Source organism: Bordetella sp. N (assembly GCF_001433395.1).
GTDB lineage: Bacteria > Pseudomonadota > Gammaproteobacteria > Burkholderiales > Burkholderiaceae_B > Bordetella_C.
This window is the reverse complement of record NZ_CP013111.1, coordinates 3,721,201-3,737,012: the sequence shown is the minus strand read 5'-3', so window position 1 is coordinate 3,737,012 and position 15,812 is coordinate 3,721,201. Positions and strand designations below refer to the sequence as shown.

Here is a 15,812-nt window from a genome sequence, read left to right as displayed (position 1 = left end):
CATGTCACTGGTCTACGCCGATCTGCGCGAGTACGCCTACGCCATCGCCGATGGTGCCCTGGCGCACAAGGGCCCGGCGCGCATGGCCAGCCAGGCCTTGGTGCCGGGGCAGCTGGAGCGTAGCGCGGGCGTCATGCCGCTGCTCTACGACATCGCCAGTGCCACGCCCCTGGCCCGCGAAGCAGCTTTGGTCCTGGCGCTGGCCCAGGAGGCCGAGGATGAGCCGCTGTGGCTCTGCGGCCTGCTCGATGTCGATGAAAACGTCCCGAAGGCCGTGGTCGCGCAGGCCTTGGTGACCCGCCTGGTCCTGCCGCTGCCCGACGTGGGTCCTTGCTTCTTCCGCTTTTTCGACCCGCGCGTGCTGATCCAGTTGCAGTGGCTGTTCACCCCGGCGCAGATGGCCTGGTTGATGGGACCGGTGCGGCGCTGGAAGTACAACATCGCTGGCGCATGGGAAGAAATGCGCCGCCCCGAGGTTTTTGCGGCCGACTCCCCGGGCATCACCGCGCGCCAGTCTTTTGCCTTGCAGCGCATGAATGTGATCAATACCTTGCTGGAGCGCTTGCAGCCAGCATCGGTAGCCAGCTATCGCAGCGCCGGCCAGGAAATTCTGCGCCAGCTGGAAAAAGCGCGCGACCACGGGCTATCGCGCTTGCAGGACCAGGAAGACTATGCCTGGCACGGCATGACCGTCCATCCCGATTTCGACCGTCATCCCCTGATCCAGCAACGCCTGTCCGCGCTTCCCCCCGACGCCGATTTCCCGTACCGCGTAGCGACGTCCGACCTGACGCAGCAAGACTTCGATCTCATACGCGGCGACATGAACGACTCCGGTAAGACAACAATATGAACGCACCCTCCACCGATCCGACCAAAGACAAAGGCCCCTACGTCAAATGCGGCGAGGACTGCCCCTATCATCGCGTTGGCTTGCCCATCTTCCCGGTGCGCTACGCGGTGCTGCGCAACAATGCGAATTCACCAGCGCCCTTGACCGGTGACCTTGCCCATCCCGCCCTGGCGGAGAAAGAGCGCGAACTGGGCAAGGCAGCCCGCTACGGCTTGCGTCTGCTGCGACCCGGCTACTTATATGTCTACGACGAAGCCAGCAAGAAGCTGGACGGTTACTTCGTCAACGGCGACAACACGCTCTACCGCTTCAATCCGGACAAGCCCTTGAAGGACGGGGAAAATAATTTCCCCTGCCATTCGATGGAACATCAGGCCATGGCGTCGATGATCACCATCCCGGACGCCAAGAAGGCCACCAAGGTCTGGCTGACGCTGTCCGACGTGCAATGGACCAAGGACGTCTGCGACAAGCATCGCGGTTCCAAGGGCGAAGTCGAGCGCCGCAAGCATATGGTCGAGTTCGACGTGCAAGCCTGGCTGGGATCCAAGAAGCACCCGCAGGCCCACGCTATGGTCAACACCAAGGACGTGGTGGCGGAGTATTTCTGCGAGTCGCGCAAGAACCTGGATTTCCCCGGCCTGGAACAGCAGTTCGACTGGACCACGGTGAACTGGATGAGCCGCCAGTCCTGGATGTACGAGATGGTGGAAAAGGCGTCGAACTGGTTCTCGCCCGGCAAGGGCGTGATGCTGGCGCTGCCGGACCCCACCGGCGTCGCGCAGGACATCGCGCGCCTGATGCGGCAGAGCTTCGACGCCTTCAGCAATAACGCGGACGATATCCGCCAGTTGACGGTGTCGAAGTCGATCGAATCCTTGCGCGAAATCATCGCCGACAAAGCGGAAACCAAATTCCTCGACGAAGCCGACCGCAAGGCCACCAATATCGCCGTCTATGGCGATGAGGCGCCTATCTTCGCGGGACCGGGGGGCATGGGCAATACGTCGGTGGGCACCATCCTGGCGGACAAGCTCTTTCCCGCGCAGAAGAAGCAGCGCATGGATCGCGCCGAGGCGGCGCGGCATCCAAGTGCCGCGTCGCGCCAGACCGCGCGCAACGACAGCTGGAAGAAATACCTCGAAGACTACAACGAGACGGGCCGGCAGACCTGGCAGCAGGCCTTCGACAAGAAGTTGAAGGACTTCGACCTGGGCACCATCATCCCCTTGGCCACGGCGCACGTGGCCTGGATGAAAAGCCCGGAGACGGCCTTCTGCTTCGAATGCAATTACGACCCGGCGGACGTCGATAGCGGCGACGTCTATCTGGCAGTCTTCACACTGTGCATCGATGGCGTGCAGGATAAGCGGATCTGCTTTGAAATGCTGCTCGACTGGCTGGTGGGCAAGGCGACGGATACGTCTAACCTGCTGCTGCGCGCCATGTTCCACAATCAGGATCTGATCACCGAGAAGGTGCAAAGCGCCTCGGAAAACACGGTCGACTGGAAGGGCATGCCCTGGTACACCTTGACGGGTATCTACGGCAATGCGCTCAAGCGCCTCGGCAAAGGCGCGGACGACAGGGCGGCACGCCTGCTGACCCAGGTGCTGGGCCCGATGAACCGCATCCTCAAGGATGGTGTGGACAGCCCCATCGCGCGCGCCATGGCCGTGCGCCTTGGCGTGTTGTCGAAATCGCCGGTGGAAATCGTCGAAGTGGTAGGCAGCAAGAAGAAATTCCGAGCCGCCCTGATACGCGAGACGCTGCGCCAGCATGGCGGACAGGTCGACCAGCGCAAGATGGAGAAGGCGGTGGCCGACGAACTGCGGCGTCTGGAGGTGGCGGGTGAGAACACGGACACGCCCGACAAGAAGCGCTGGTTCCGCATGGTCGACAGCGAAGCGGCCGCGGCGGTGCCCAAGACCGGCAATGCCACGGACCGCGCCACGGCCCTGGCCCAGGCTTCCATGAGCATCGAACAATACGAGGCCCGTGAGCTGTCGCGCTGGCGCACGGTGATCAACAGCGATGTCCGCGTGGGCACCGTCAGTTGCGTGTTCCAGGGTGTGTTCCTGTGGAAGTTGTGGAGTGACATGCAAGCCGGCATGGACCACGAGAAAGGCTCCGCGGAATGGAAGTTCGTGGTGGGCATCGCGGGTGCCGGCGGTTCCATGGCCGAAGTGCTGGGCGCGGCGATGGCGGGGCGGGGCGCGCTTGGGATGCGGCTGGGATCAGGCCTGGCGGTCGAAACGTCGGGCAAGGTTCTGGCGAAGTTCGGCGGCCGTATCGGCATCGTCACCGGCGTGATCCTGGCTTTCTTCGATTTGAAGAGCGCCAAGGACCAACTGACGGTCGAGCGCAATGGTTTGATGGGCGGCCTGTACATCGCGTCCGCGGCGCTGAGTATCGCCGTGCTGATTGCCTTCGCGGCGGCGGCCACCATCGTCGGTATCGTGCTGACCATCGCCTTGGTCATCGTGACGATACTGATCGCCGTATTCCAGGACAACAAGATCCAGGAATGGCTCAAGCGCTGCTTCTGGGGCAAGTTCCAGGGCAAGGGCAGCGATTATTACTACAGCCTGGACCAGGAAATGAAAAACCTGAACCTGGCGCTTGGGCAATAGGCAGCGATAGCCGATGGATAGCACTGGAATCCTGCCGAAGTTTCGCGTCAACCGGCCGTTGACGGCGCGGGAGCGTGAAAAGCATTTGCAACAGAAGAAGCGCCTGGACGTGAAGTTGATCTCGCAGCTGTGCGTGATACGCATGAACTCGCGCTGGCTGGAGTCCGTGGACCGCAACTACGGCACACGGGGTTTCATCACCATGTTGAGTCTCGTGCTTGCGGCATTCAGTCTTTATGCGATGTTCATGCTGCTTTGGTTGGTCATTGGTGGGTCGGTGCCCAATGAGAACAGTCTGTGGCCGGTGATCTTCACTTGCTCAGCTGTTTCCTTTCTGATGGCCCTGACCTTCTTGTGGATCACCCGCAAGGAAGTGTTCCGCTATACCCATTACCCGCTGCTGTTCGATCGCGTTCACCGCATGGTGCATGTGTTCCGCTTCGACGGCAGCGTGCTCAGCGTGCCTTGGGACGACGTCTATTTCACCTTGGGGCGCGGAGCGTCGCTGGCCAATATGACAAACTGGGACGTGCGCGGCATGGTGCTGGACGCTGACGGAAGCACCGTGCGCGAAACCTTCGCGCTCGCCATCGTGACCGGCAGCGAAGAAAACGCGCTGGGACATTGGGAGTTCATTCGCCGGTATATGGAAGAGGGCGCCCCGGCGGTGGTCGACGCAGTGCCATTCTGCATGCCCATCTGGAACAAGAAAGAGACTGGGGCGTTCTCGCGGGAACGCACGTTCGCGAATCAAGCGCAAGCCAGGGGCGGCCTGTGGTTAATGATGGCGCCCTTCAGTTTTCTCGAAAGCCTGGGCCGCAGCCTGGCCATGGCCACCAGCCAGATTCCCCAATGGCCCCCCGAAGTCGCCGCGGTCATGACGACGGATCCCCAGGATCCCTACAACCGCGACGCCAGCATCAACCCGCCTGATTTGCAGTAAAGAAGCTGCGGCAGTCCGGGTTTTGGCCGCTTCCACCACGAGACGGGTTTGAATAGATGCTGGATTACACGGGATTTCTGGACCGGTTCTACAACAATCGGCCCTTGTCGCAGTGGGACCGCGAGCATCAGCTCAAGCAGAAGCAGCGGCTGGACGTGAAGCTGCGATCCGAGTTGTCGGTGGTCAAGATGAATTCGACCTATCTGCTGTTGGTCGATCGGTGGTACGAGATACGCGGGTTCCTGGCTGCGGTGGCGCTGTTGGTGGTGGTGGTTTTCCTGTATTTCTTCGCCAGGGTGTTCTGGATGCTGGTTACGGGCCAACTGGCCGATATGACAGGCTTCTGGTTTTCCGTCGCCGTATTGATAGCAGCTTTCGTCGTAATCGTACTTGGGGGGCTATGGGTCGCATGCAAGGAGTTGTTCCGCTGGACCCACTACCCCATCGCGCTGGATCGGCAGCGCAAGATGGTCCACGTCTTTCGCCTGGACGGGACCGTGCTGACGGTGCCCTGGAATAAAGTCTTCTTCACCCTAGGGCGAGGCCATACCATGTCATCCCGGGGCGGAGGAGCGTCGACCTTCGATGTACGGGGCCTGGTCCTCGATACCGATCGCCTGACCGTGCGCGAAACCTTCGCCTTCAGTGTCGTCGGTTTGACCGAGGCCGAAGCTGTCGCACATTGGGAATTCCTGCGCCGCTATATGGAAGAAGGGCCAGAGGCAGTCATGCAGCAGGTAAAGTTCTGCATGCCACTGGACGGTCAGCGGGAACCCGCGGGATTCTCTTTTCAACGCGTGTTCTTCTATGGCGGGACGGCGCCGGCGCTGTTGTGGCTGTTCAGCTTGCCGTTCGACCTGCTGCATGCCGTCGGCCGGGTTCTGGTCATGAAGACGAGTCGCATCCCTCAGTGGCCAGCCGAGGTGGCGGCCACGCTGACCGTTGAGGACGGCGACCCCTATGTGCGCGACGCCAGCATGAACCCGCCTGATTTGCAGTGAAGGGCCCGGCGCATCTTGGCCCGGTTGCCATCACCGCCAGGGCCAAACATCAGGCGTTGTTGATCACATACCGCAGGAACCCGCTATGCGGCGTGTACTTGTCGTACAGACCCCGTGCCCGGTAGTTGTTTTCGGCGGTGTTCCAGTACAGGCGGGCCCAGTTTTCCGACTTCATCTTCGCCACCAGCCAGTCGATCAATTGCTCTCCCACACCATGCGCGCGGATCGTGGGATCGACGAACAGATCCTGCAGGTAGCAGACCTGCGTCACGGTCCAGGTATTGTCGTGCAGGATGTAGTTGGCGATGCCGACGACCTGCTTCACGCCGTTCTCACTGGACTCGGCGACGATGGCATTGACCGACGACGCGGGGTCCATGATGCGGGCCCAGGCGCGTTCATTGATTTCGTCGCTGGGCTCACGCTTGTAGAAAACCATATAGGCATCGAACAATTCCTGCCAGCGCGCGCGGTCGGCGCTGGCAATGGGGCGGACGGTGACGGTCATGCTGAACCTCGCTGGTTGATGGGATGCACAGGCGAGCAGGCATCTTACCCAAAGCGTCGGGCGGCGACACACCCGACCTGCATTGGCTCCAGCGGCGCGCGTGAAGTGGCCCCCGCGCGATTACCTTGGTCCTCGCCTTGCCTTGCTCGCCCTGGTGAGCCGGCCTGGCGAAGATCCCGGCGCAGCGCCAGGCGATAGCCTTACCGCGGATACAGCTGATCGTAGATCACGCTCGCCAGCGCCTGCACCTCAGCCGGCGGCAAAGCGGCGCTCAAGGCATAACCGTAGCCGTTCTCGATCCAGTAGAACGATTCCGCATCGCCGATCCGCATCGACCGGAAGGCGGTTTCGCCCGGCTGCGCTTGCGGCGGGAACACCGCCACGTACAGGGTCACGCGGTGGCCCTGCGTATCTTCATACATGAACTGCGCGCGCGGCGCGGTGGCGTCGGCGCCGTCACCCGTCAACAGGCGGCCACCCAGCAGACGATAGCCTTGCGCCTGCAGGGCAGGGGCCGTCAGCGGACGGCCCAGCCGGCGGCTGAGCCACTGCACCAGATGGGCCTCTTCCTGCGCCGGCACCTCCACGGCGTGGCGCACCTCGGGCGCGAAGACGGCATAGGCCGTGGCGGCATCCCGCACGAATTGCGGGGCGGCCGTGATGCCCGAAGACAGCGTGGCCGTGGCGGTCGCCTTGGACGGCGACAGCTCGGATTCAAAAAAGGTCCAGAAGCGGCCGCCCGCCACGCCGGCGGCCACCAGCAACACGGCGGCGACGGCCTGACCCCACGGACGCCAGCGTTCCCGGCGCACGTGCCGCTGCACCACGGCGGTGAGCGCCGCGGGGACGGGGCCGGCTTCGGTATCGGTATCGCGATAGGCGCGCCGCAGCTGCATGCGCTGGGCTTGCCAGGACGCGGCGCGTACGGCGGCGTCCGGGTTGGCCTGCAGGTGGCGCAGTACCGCCGGCACGCGCTCGGCATCCAATTGTCCATCGACGAAGGCGTGCAGGTCGTCGTCACTGACCGCGGCGTCCTTTTCCATCATCGCTTCACCAGATGCAAAGGGTGGGTTCTTTGCGCGTCACCCGGCGGCTCCATCAACGAACGTACGGTTTCGCGCGCGCGATGCAGGCGCGACATGATGGTGCCAAGGGGGACTTGCAGGATTTCAGCGGCCTCGGCATAGGAGTATTCCTCCACCGAGACCAGCAGCAAAACGGATCGCAAGGGCGGCGTCAGGCGTTCCAGGGCGCGCTGCAGATCCATCATTTCCGGCGCATGCGCCAAAGGGTGATGGGACGGCTCGGGGCCATCTTCAAGCACGGCATGGCCATCGTCGTGACGCCAGTCGCGCACGCGGTTGAGATAGATGTTGTGCATCAACGTCATCAACCAGGCGCGCAAAGCGGTGCCGGGCCGCCATAAGGACCATTTGGCGCAGGCGCGTTCCAGCGTGTCCTGCACCAGGTCGTCGGCGGCAGCCCGGTCGCCCGCCAGCAGGCGGGCGTAACGGCGCAGTGCGGGGATGTGTTCCAGGATCTGGGCTACATCCTTAGCTGCGCCGGGGCTCACGGCTTGGCGGCGTGCCAGACGTTGTTGAAGCCGTCACCGGTCTTGTCGCCGGCGGCCTTGTCCTTGGTCCAGTAGTAGAGCGGCTTGCCCTTGACGGCCCATTGCTTGGAACCGTCGTCGCGCGTGACCACGGACCAGTCGCCTTCGGCCTTGGCGCTGGCGGGCGCCATGAAGGGCGGCCAGTTCGTGGCGCAAGGACCGTTGCAGGCGCTCTTGCCGGCGCTGTCTTTGTCGAAGGTGTACAACGTCATGCCTTTTTCACCGACCAGCACGCCGTTGCTGGTTTTGGCGGGCGGCGCGGCGAAGGCGGTGCCGGCGACGAGGACCGCGGCCAGGCCGAGGGCGGAGAACGAGAAAGTGCGAACCATGTGACCTCCTGAGGGTGGGTTGCATGGGAGTGAACACGGGGGCGGGCGCTTTTATTCCATGGATGGCGAAAAAATATCCATGGCCGCCGCCAGCTTGTCCACGGCCAATGCCATTTCTTCCGCCCGCCACGCCGCGAAACCCAGGAGCAGGCCGTGGCGGGCGGGCGTGCCCACATAATGCCGCGATAAGGGGCGTGCGCCTACCCCGGCCGACGCCAGTCTTCGTATCAGAGTCACATCGTCCTGGTCGCCGGCCAAGGTCGCCAGGGCCTGCATGCCGCCGGGCGGGGATTGCACTTGCAGGCGGTCGCCCAGACGATCGCGCAACAGCTGCACCAGGCAATCGCGCCGTTCCCGGTAGATGCGGTTCATGCGCCGGATGTGCGCGGCCAAGTGACCCCGTTCGATGAACATGGCCAGGCCGGCCTGCAGGCTGGGCGCGACGATCTGGCCGGTCTGGCGCTGCGCCAGGGCGAAGGCGTCCGCGAAGGCCGCGGGGACGATGGCATAGCCGACGCGTACGTCGCCGATCATGGCTTTGGCGAACGTGCCCACGTGGAAAACCCGGCCGTCCGTATCCAGCCCCTGCAACGCCGCCACCGGCCGGCCGTCGTAGTGGAATTCGCTGTCGTAGTCGTCTTCCAGGATGGCCGCGCCCGTGCGGCGCGCCAGATCGAGCAGGGCCTGCCGGCGGGGGGCCGACATCAGTACGCCGGTGGGGTACTGATGGGACGGTGTTACGAAGATGGCTTTTGGATTTTCACGTTCAGGGCGGTGTTGCTGTGCGCCGACATGCAGGCTGGTAGCGCCCGCCAGGCCGAGCCCGGTCGGCGCCGCGTCCGGTTTGGCCGTAAAGGTGTCCAGCCTGGCGATGAACTCATCGAGCCTTGCGGTGAAGGCGTCGAGTTCATCCAGGCCCGAATCGGAGATCGGGCCGAGGCCGAGGCCGAGGCCGAAATCTGTGCCAGGGGCGGGGCCAGGCCCAGAGGCGGCGCCGGCGCCAAGGGCAGGGCGGGGCCCGTCGCCCCAGTCCGCGGCCTTGCCGTCGTCGGCGAAGGACATGCCCTCCGCGTCCACCTCGATGCCATGCAGCGTCGCGCCGGCATTGAGTAGCGCTGCCCGCGCGCCGCCGTAGCCGGGGCTTTCCATCCACGCGGCGTCGCCGGGATTCAAGACAAGGCGCGCGCAGAGATCCAGCGCAGCCTGGGCCGATGGCGTGAAAAACAGCTGGTGAGGCTCCGCCCGCACTCCGCGCGCGTGGGCAAGGTGAGCCAGCAGGGCTTCCCGCAACGGCTGCCGGTTCAGGTCGTCACTGTCGCGTGCCTCGGCATGGCGCGCGCCGCCGCGCAGGCAGCGCGCCCACAAGTCGTGGGGAAACTCACGGGGGTCGGCCATGCCTGGCGCCAGGGGGACGCCGGAGGGTTCCTGGCGGAAAGGCCAATCGCTGGCGTCCAGGGCGGTGGCCCACCGGGATGGGCGTGGCGAGGAGGGCGTGGATGCCATCTCCCCTGACTTCGCCCCCAACTTCGCGACGACTGGCCGCCTACCCTGGCGGATATCCAGAAACCCTTCGATGGCCAGCTGTGCCAGGGCGTCGGCCACGGTGTTGCGGGCCACACCCAGGGTGGCGGCCAGCTCGCGGCTGGAAGAAAGCTGCTGCCCGGGCTGCAAGCGGCCACCCAGGGCAGCGGCGCGCACCTGGTCGCAGATCTGCTTTTGCAGGGGCACGCCACCGGTCTTGTTGAGCGATATATGAAACGGAACTGGCCCAATCATCTTTAAAAAACTTCATCTGATTCGTTAAGCCAGCGAAGTTTACATTGATCTCCCTTGCCGCCATCGCCCTGGCTGGCCGTCCCGCTCCCACCTTTCAGGACTTCTTCTTCAGCGCATCTTCCTTATGCGCCGCCAGGTGGCCCGTCTTGTCGCTCTTGACCTCGTACTGCGGCGCATCAGTAGACGCATGCCGCTGACGGCCCATGAACTCGAAATCCCGGTGGTGCACCTTGGTGACCTTGCCCTCGATCCACCCGGCGTCTGAATTCCAGCGTACGTGGTCGCCCACTTTGTATTGATCAGCCATGTCAGCTCCCCTCCCGGGGGTAGCGCGTCGTCGCAGAGGCACGCAACGCTGCAAGCGCTGTTCCGCCGCCGCCACAGCTAAGGGCTAACCCTGAGCTTTTTAAAGCGAGGGTCAGGTCTTTGATCTAATATATATATAACTTATAGATGTTTGACATCTATAAGTTATATATCCCCCTCCCGCCCACTCCCCGTCGTACGCTGCGCCGCATCATGTCTACGCCTTCAGGCACTCTGGATTCCTCAGCCCGATCTTCCCAAAGTCCGTCCGCTCCCCTGAGCCACCGCGAAATCATGCGCGTGATTGGCGGCATCATTCTCTGCATTCTGCTGGCCTCGCTGGACCAGACGGTGGTGATCCCGGCGGTGCCGGCCATCGCTTCCGATCTGAACGGCTTCGGCCATCTGTCCTGGATCGTGGCGGCGTATCTGATCGCCGCCACGGTGACGACGCCGATCTACGGCAAGTTGTCTGACATTTACGGCCGGCGCGGCATGCTGACGCTGTCAATCGGCGTGTTCGTGGTGACGTCGGTGATGTGCGCCATGGCGCAGACCCTGGATCAGCTGATCTGGTTCCGCGCCCTGCAAGGGCTGGGCGGCGGCGGCCTGATGTCGCTGGCGCAAGCCGCCATCGCCGACGTTGTGGCGCCGCGTCAGCGGGGGCGCTACCAGGGATATCTGGCCGCGGTGTGGGGCGTGGCCTCGATCGCGGGGCCGTTGGTGGGCGGCTACGTTTCCGAGCATCTGTCCTGGCGCTGGCTGTTCTGGATGAACGTGCCGCTGGGCCTGATCGCCATGTATTCCTGCAACCGTGGCCTGCGCACGCTGAAGGTGAAGGGCGGCAAGGCGCGCCTGGACCTGATCGGTTCCATGTTGCTGGCGACGACGATCGTCAGCTGCCTGCTGGCGCTCAGCTGGGGCGGCGCGGCGTATTCCTGGCTGTCGCCGGAAATCATGGGCCTGGTGCTGTTGACCGTGCTGTCGCTGCTGGCCCTCGTCTGGCAGGAAAAGCGCGCGCGCGATCCGCTGTTGCCGCCGCGCATGTTCGCCGACAAGACCTTCACCTGCGGCGTCGCGGTGTCGTCCACCGGCGCCCTGGTGATCTTCCTCTGCATCTTTTCCCTGCCGCTGTATTTCCAGCTGGTGCGTGGCACCAGCGCGTCGGAATCGGGGCTGTTCGTGGTGCCGTTCCTGTTGTCCAACGTGGCGGGCAACGTCCTGGCCAGCAACCTGGCGCGCCGGGTTGGCAAGCTGCGCGGCATCCTGTCCGTGGGTCTGGCCGTGGCCGCGGTCGGCCTGTGCGCCTTGGCCTTCATGGGACCGTCGACGCCGCTGGCGCTGGTACTGATCGTGACGCTGCTGGCCGGCGTGGGCTTGGGACAGTGCATGGTGGGCATGCTCATGGTCGTGCAGAACGCCCTGGATACGCGCGATATCGGCGCGGGAACAGGTTCGGTGCTGGTGCTGCGCTCGGTGGGCAGCGCGTTCGGCAGCGCCTTGGCGGGCAGCCTGCTGGCCCTGGGCTTCGCGTCATCGCTGGACAAGGCAGGTGTAGTCCAGCAGATCGACCTGGGCGCCTTGCGCCATGGCAGCGACGTGCTGTCGCAACTGGCGCCCAGCGCGAAACTGGCGCTGATGAACGGCGTGTCGTCCACGTTCCAGATGATCTTCGCGTTCGGCGCGGTGGTGACTGTGATCTCGCTGATCATCGTGCGGCGCATGCCGGACCTGGAACTGCGCGGTTCGACGTCGCACCAGCATGTGCCGCTAGGGGAGTGAAGCGGGACGCTTGTTGACCAGCAAACAAAAACGGCGCCGCGGCGCCGTTTTTGTTGGGTGTCTTTACGTGGCGTTTACTGCACCAGCGAGAAGCCGATGCCGATCTGCGACCGGTGGCGCTGGTCGTAGCCCAACAGCGTCTCGCCGTAGCCGTTGAAGTACTGCAGATGGATGTAGCCGTTCATGTTCAGCCAGGTGCGTTGCAGCGGCCAGGCCAGATCCAGCTGGGTGGTGCGGCGCGAGCTGGCGCCCTGGCGGTACATCGCCGTCGCGATCAGGCCGTTGTCCTGGGCCCAGCGCAGGTTCCAGTCCACGTTGCCGGCATAGTCCCGGTAATTCGAGTTCTCGTCGGCGACGGCGAAGTAGCCCTTGATGCGCGGGGAGAACGACAGGGTGCTGCCGCCATCGAAGCGATAGTTGATCGACGGCTGGATGAAGGCGTCGTTGACCGAGCGGGAGTCGTCGCCCGCCTTGCCGTTGGACGAATGCTCGACGCCGGCCTGCAGGCCGGCGCGCCAGTTTTGGCTTTGCGACGTCCACACGTTGTCATTCAGCCAGAACAGGCTGGGATTGAAGGTGGTATCGATGAAGGGCACCGAGTCGCCCTGCAGATCCCACAGTGACGTCTGGGTGTAGCCGAGGTAAAGCTTGTCCCAGAAGCTGGGATTATTCGAGTCGGGCGTGAACAGACGGTATTTGAAACTGACCTGGAATCGTGCCGTGGTGCGATCGCGGGTGCGGATGTCGAAGTACATGGGCTGATACTCGGACAGTCCGGCCAGCACGCCGCTCAGACGATTGGGATCGGCTGGCGTGACAGTGGACGCTACCTGGGTCGGCGCCGGCCCGGCCGTGGGCGACGCGCCGGCGGCCACCACTTCCGGTGCCGGCAGCGGTTGACCGGTCGTGGGGTCGACGACCGGCACGGTAGCGGGGCTGGAGGCCACCAGCGGTGCGCCGCCGGCCCCGGTGTCCAGGGCCATCAGCGCGGGTTCGCCCTCGATGGAGACGGCCTGCAGTCCGCGCGCCTGCGCGGGAACAACGGCGCTCCACGACATGCGGGCGAAATTGTTCACTGGAATATTCAGGTCCCTGGCGTCGGTGTCCGCCTGTGCGGGCGTGCGGATGATCTGGCCATTCGGTGCGCGCCATTGCAGGATCAACTGACCCGGCGGCTGCCAGCGGGCACCGGCGCTGCCGTCATTGAAGTAGACGGCCTGCACGCGGACGGTCGTGCCTGGTGTGGCGGCGGCGCGGTCCAGGGTATAGCTGATGCCTGCGTGGGCGGGCGCGGCGGCCGCCAGCAGGACGGCCAGGCTGCTGGCGCTCAGGCCCAGGGCAGTGCGCGCGCGGAAGGGAGGATTCATGACTCGGGGGTGTAGGAAGGGACCGGGCACTGTATCACTGAGGGTTACGGCGTCTGATACCGTCTGTAATGACGGCAAGGACTGCAACGCCCGCCCGGCATTTGCCCCGCTTCACCCTGCATCGTTGTTCACGGCCTTGCGCCAGTACAAGTTGTTACGCTGCTGCTTGAAAGCTTTACAAGCGGGATGGGTATGTCCTTGCAGCCTGCCGTTTCACGCTCCTGGCCGTCCCATCCCGCAGTCCATGTAAAATGCGGCTCCGTTCCGCCCTTAGCTCAGTTGGATAGAGCACTCGCCTTCTAAGCGAGCGGTCACACGTTCGAATCGTGTAGGGCGGACCAGCAATAACTCCAGCAAGATCCAATAGACTCCGACAGCCCCATCTAAGACTTTGATCTAGATGGGGACAGGGTCGCGTCGGCTTTAGCGCTCTAGCGACGATTGTGTCCTTTTATCGTGATTGCTGGCCTCATGCGTGCGGGAAGGCGGGCATGAGGCCATATGACGTCAATGACAATTTTCGGGATTTGATCCGGTCGCAGTGAGAACAGATCTGCAAACGATTGGGTGTTTTCGCTAAGGCATGACGCGTTGGCCAGAACATGAGCGTCCCTATCAGGCTTGTCGGGCGTGGCGCTTCGTAAGTAGCCGAGGCGACCGCGCCGCGGCAGGCTAATTCACTCACCAATTTTTTGATAAACGGAGACTTCTCCGTCACCTCCACAAGCAGGGGAGAGTTCATGGTGAGCCGATGCGTGCGCGCGTAGGTCATCAATGTGACGAGTTCTGTGATGATCTCCTTACGACCGGACCAGTGCGCTGAGTCTAGGTGCAACGCCAGTGTTCGGGCCCTCGTTGCGTTTCGATAAACTACGAACGGTGATGTCGACGACGGGCGCGCTCGTATCGTCAGAAAAACACATATGACGGCGATGATGTAGATGACCATCATGATATGGAGCAGATTTTCCGACACGAAGTAACGAAAGACCGTTGGCATCCAAAACGGTAGCGAGGGAACACAGATAGCTGGCACTCACCAGACGCAGAGCTGTCATTCGCCAAAGACTGGTCATGGTCAATTCTGTTGAAAAACTCGCCACGGTACCGTTCGTCTGGCAGAATTTGCAAAGCGCCAATGGGTTCGGAGAGCACCGACATGATGGGTCACCAGGCGAGCGGGCAAGAGCGATTGTTTTATTCCTTCAATCTTGAAGACCTCATTCCGCCGACTCACCTTCTGAGGGCCATTGATCGCTGTTTAGATCTGAGTGAACTCCATCGACACCTGGCAGAGCACTACAGCCATACTGGCCGCCCCTCCATTGATCCCGAACTCATGATCCGGATGTTGATCGTTGGGTATTGCTACGGCATCCGCTCCGAGCGACGTCTGTGCGAAGAGGTTCAACTGAATCTTGCATATCGATGGTTCTGTCGTCTCAGCCTCGAGGATGCAGTGCCCGATCACTCGACCTTCTCCAAGAACCGACATGGACGTTTCCGCGCCAGCGATACCTTCCGCTGGTTGTTCGATGAAGTGGTCCGTCGTTGCATGGCTGCGGGCCTAGTCAAAGGCGAAGGCTTCGCTGTCGACGCCAGCGTCGTGGCCGCTGATGCGAGCCGCCAGCGCGGTGTTCCTGCCAGTGAGGTCACCGACTGGTCGAACCCCGCACTCAGCACGCGTGCCGTGCGCGAGTATCTCGAAGCGCTCAACGACGAAGCGTTCGAACAAGCCGTTCCCCGGCGAATCTCGCTGACCGATCCGCAGTCACGGTGGACGGCCGCCCCTGGCGGTCCCGCATTCTTCGCCTATTCGACAAACTATCTGATCGATACCGAGCATGGCGTGATCCTCGACGTCGAAGCCACCCCTGCACATCGCACCGCAGAAGTGGACTCTACCAAGACGATGGTAGATCGTGTCGAGGAACGATTCGACGTCACCCCTGAACGGCTCATCGGCGATACCGCTTACGGCACGGCTCACATGCTGGCGTGGATGGTGCAAGACAAGGGGATCGAGCCGCACGTGCCCGTCTGGGATAAAACCCAGCGCAAGGACGACAGTCTATCGAGCAGCGACTTCGAATGGGATGGCGGGGCTAACGAATATCGTTGCCCCGAGGGGCATGCACTGCGCAGCGAGCGGCGCATATTCAAGATCGAACGCACTCACGTCACCAAGGCGGGCACCGTAATCTACCGGGCCAGCAACACTGACTGCGGTAAGTGCGCGATGAAGCCGCGATGCTGCCCCAATACGCCGATGCGCAAGATCGCTCGCAGCATTCACGAGGATGCACGCGATGTAGCCAGGCGTATCGGCGCCACCGTGCAATACCAGCGCTCACGTCACGAACGAAAGAAAGTCGAGGTGCTGTTTGCGCACCTCAAACGTATTTTGAAGATCGACCGCTTGCGGTTGCGCGGACTTACTGGTGCAGCAGACGAATTCACGCTTGCAGCAGCCGTTCAGAACCTCCGTCGTCTTGCGATGCTTACCTCTCAGGGGCCACCGGTTCAGGGCACAGGTGCGCCTAGTTGAGGCGAAACCCACCGATTAACAAGGCAACCGGGCATCAGTACCCGGTTCCAATCGAAAAAAGGCGAAAGCCGCCCGGTCATCGGGCTTGTAAGCGCGACCAATCGCGACCAGCAATCGAGTTTTTCAACAGAATCGGTCGGAAGCGGACGTTCCC

The 15,812-nt window shown here is 63.0% G+C and carries 14 protein-coding genes and 1 tRNA gene; 7 read left to right on the top strand and 8 right to left on the bottom strand.

Translation table 11 applies throughout. The features are described 5' to 3' along the window. Position 1 precedes the first annotated feature (1 nt). The 4 genes from ASB57_RS15980 to ASB57_RS15965 are packed head-to-tail and all read left to right on the top strand — an operon-like array spanning position 2 to position 5,430. Positions 2-853, top strand: coding sequence for a DUF4123 domain-containing protein (locus tag ASB57_RS15980; protein WP_057653112.1), 852 nt, complete (start codon positions 2-4; stop codon positions 851-853). After that, entirely contained in the window at positions 850-3,486 is a 2,637-nt protein-coding gene (locus ASB57_RS15975; protein WP_057653111.1) for a T6SS effector BTH_I2691 family protein, read from the top strand. The genes ASB57_RS15980 and ASB57_RS15975 overlap by 4 nt, the downstream gene beginning before the upstream one ends. Positions 3,487-3,499: 13 nt before the next feature. After that, entirely contained in the window at positions 3,500-4,429 is a 930-nt protein-coding gene (locus tag ASB57_RS15970; protein ID WP_057653110.1) for a DUF6708 domain-containing protein, read from the top strand. A gap of 56 nt (positions 4,430-4,485) precedes the next feature. Further along, positions 4,486-5,430, top strand: a complete 945-nt coding sequence (locus ASB57_RS15965; RefSeq protein WP_231755164.1) for a DUF6708 domain-containing protein — start codon at positions 4,486-4,488, stop codon at positions 5,428-5,430. Positions 5,431-5,479: 49 nt separating this feature from the next. Here the strand turns inward: ASB57_RS15965 and ASB57_RS15960 are convergent, their stop codons facing one another. The 6 genes from ASB57_RS15960 to ASB57_RS15935 form a co-directional block, all read right to left on the bottom strand. Beyond that, positions 5,480-5,938, bottom strand: a complete 459-nt coding sequence (locus tag ASB57_RS15960) for a GNAT family N-acetyltransferase (protein WP_057653109.1) — start codon at positions 5,936-5,938, stop codon at positions 5,480-5,482. A gap of 200 nt (positions 5,939-6,138) precedes the next feature. Further along, entirely contained in the window at positions 6,139-6,984 is an 846-nt protein-coding gene (locus tag ASB57_RS15955; RefSeq protein ID WP_057653108.1) for an anti-sigma factor, read from the bottom strand. Beyond that, positions 6,981-7,511 (bottom strand): RNA polymerase sigma factor, encoded by a 531-nt coding sequence (locus ASB57_RS15950; protein ID WP_082621644.1) that lies wholly within the window; start codon positions 7,509-7,511, stop codon positions 6,981-6,983. Before ASB57_RS15950 ends, ASB57_RS15955 begins: the two co-directional genes overlap by 4 nt. Next, on the bottom strand, positions 7,508-7,879 hold the full coding sequence (locus ASB57_RS15945) for a hypothetical protein (RefSeq protein WP_057653107.1): 372 nt from the start codon (positions 7,877-7,879) through the stop codon (positions 7,508-7,510). Before ASB57_RS15945 ends, ASB57_RS15950 begins: the two co-directional genes overlap by 4 nt. A 51-nt stretch (positions 7,880-7,930) precedes the next feature. Further along, complete coding sequence (locus ASB57_RS15940) at positions 7,931-9,655, bottom strand: PLP-dependent aminotransferase family protein (protein WP_057653106.1); 1,725 nt, start codon at positions 9,653-9,655, stop codon at positions 7,931-7,933. A 94-nt stretch (positions 9,656-9,749) separates the two neighbouring features. Next, entirely contained in the window at positions 9,750-9,962 is a 213-nt protein-coding gene (locus tag ASB57_RS15935) for a DUF2945 domain-containing protein (protein WP_057653105.1), read from the bottom strand. Positions 9,963-10,255: 293 nt separating this feature from the next. Between ASB57_RS15935 and ASB57_RS15930 the strand changes: the two genes are divergently transcribed. Then, positions 10,256-11,743 (top strand): MDR family MFS transporter, encoded by a 1,488-nt coding sequence (locus ASB57_RS15930; RefSeq protein ID WP_057653104.1) that lies wholly within the window; start codon positions 10,256-10,258, stop codon positions 11,741-11,743. Positions 11,744-11,817: 74 nt separating this feature from the next. Here ASB57_RS15930 and ASB57_RS15925 read toward each other — a convergent pair whose 3' ends face one another. After that, a complete protein-coding gene (locus tag ASB57_RS15925; RefSeq protein WP_057653103.1) occupies positions 11,818-13,110 on the bottom strand; it encodes a phospholipase A in 1,293 nt (430 codons plus the stop codon). A gap of 264 nt (positions 13,111-13,374) precedes the next feature. On the opposite strand from ASB57_RS15925, the gene ASB57_RS15920 reads away from it, so the two are divergent. Then, positions 13,375-13,451, top strand: a tRNA-Arg gene (locus tag ASB57_RS15920). Positions 13,452-13,579: 128 nt separating this feature from the next. Here the strand turns inward: ASB57_RS15920 and ASB57_RS31130 are convergent. Further along, on the bottom strand, positions 13,580-14,062 hold the full coding sequence (locus tag ASB57_RS31130) for a hypothetical protein (RefSeq protein WP_156414186.1): 483 nt from the start codon (positions 14,060-14,062) through the stop codon (positions 13,580-13,582). Positions 14,063-14,269: 207 nt separating this feature from the next. On the opposite strand from ASB57_RS31130, the gene ASB57_RS15915 reads away from it, so the two are divergent. Beyond that, positions 14,270-15,658, top strand: coding sequence for an IS1182 family transposase (locus ASB57_RS15915; protein WP_057656125.1), 1,389 nt, complete (start codon positions 14,270-14,272; stop codon positions 15,656-15,658). Positions 15,659-15,812: the final 154 nt, after the last annotated feature.

Bases quoted from the DNA above. Each gene is read 5' to 3' on its own strand.
- ASB57_RS15965 (WP_231755164.1), top strand. From the start codon at position 4,486: ATGCTGGATTACACGGGATTTCTGGACCGGTTCTACAACAATCGGCCC.
- ASB57_RS15940 (WP_057653106.1), bottom strand. From the start codon at position 9,655: ATGATTGGGCCAGTTCCGTTTCATATATCGCTCAACAAGACCGGTGGC.
- ASB57_RS15980 (WP_057653112.1), top strand. From the start codon at position 2: ATGTCACTGGTCTACGCCGATCTGCGCGAGTACGCCTACGCCATCGCC.
- ASB57_RS31130 (WP_156414186.1), bottom strand. From the start codon at position 14,062: ATGATGGTCATCTACATCATCGCCGTCATATGTGTTTTTCTGACGATA.
- ASB57_RS15935 (WP_057653105.1), bottom strand. From the start codon at position 9,962: ATGGCTGATCAATACAAAGTGGGCGACCACGTACGCTGGAATTCAGAC.
- ASB57_RS15970 (WP_057653110.1), top strand. From the start codon at position 3,500: ATGGATAGCACTGGAATCCTGCCGAAGTTTCGCGTCAACCGGCCGTTG.
- ASB57_RS15955 (WP_057653108.1), bottom strand. From the start codon at position 6,984: ATGATGGAAAAGGACGCCGCGGTCAGTGACGACGACCTGCACGCCTTC.
- ASB57_RS15975 (WP_057653111.1), top strand. From the start codon at position 850: ATGAACGCACCCTCCACCGATCCGACCAAAGACAAAGGCCCCTACGTC.
- ASB57_RS15915 (WP_057656125.1), top strand. From the start codon at position 14,270: ATGATGGGTCACCAGGCGAGCGGGCAAGAGCGATTGTTTTATTCCTTC.
- ASB57_RS15960 (WP_057653109.1), bottom strand. From the start codon at position 5,938: ATGACCGTCACCGTCCGCCCCATTGCCAGCGCCGACCGCGCGCGCTGG.
- ASB57_RS15945 (WP_057653107.1), bottom strand. From the start codon at position 7,879: ATGGTTCGCACTTTCTCGTTCTCCGCCCTCGGCCTGGCCGCGGTCCTC.
- ASB57_RS15930 (WP_057653104.1), top strand. From the start codon at position 10,256: ATGCGCGTGATTGGCGGCATCATTCTCTGCATTCTGCTGGCCTCGCTG.
- ASB57_RS15925 (WP_057653103.1), bottom strand. From the start codon at position 13,110: ATGAATCCTCCCTTCCGCGCGCGCACTGCCCTGGGCCTGAGCGCCAGC.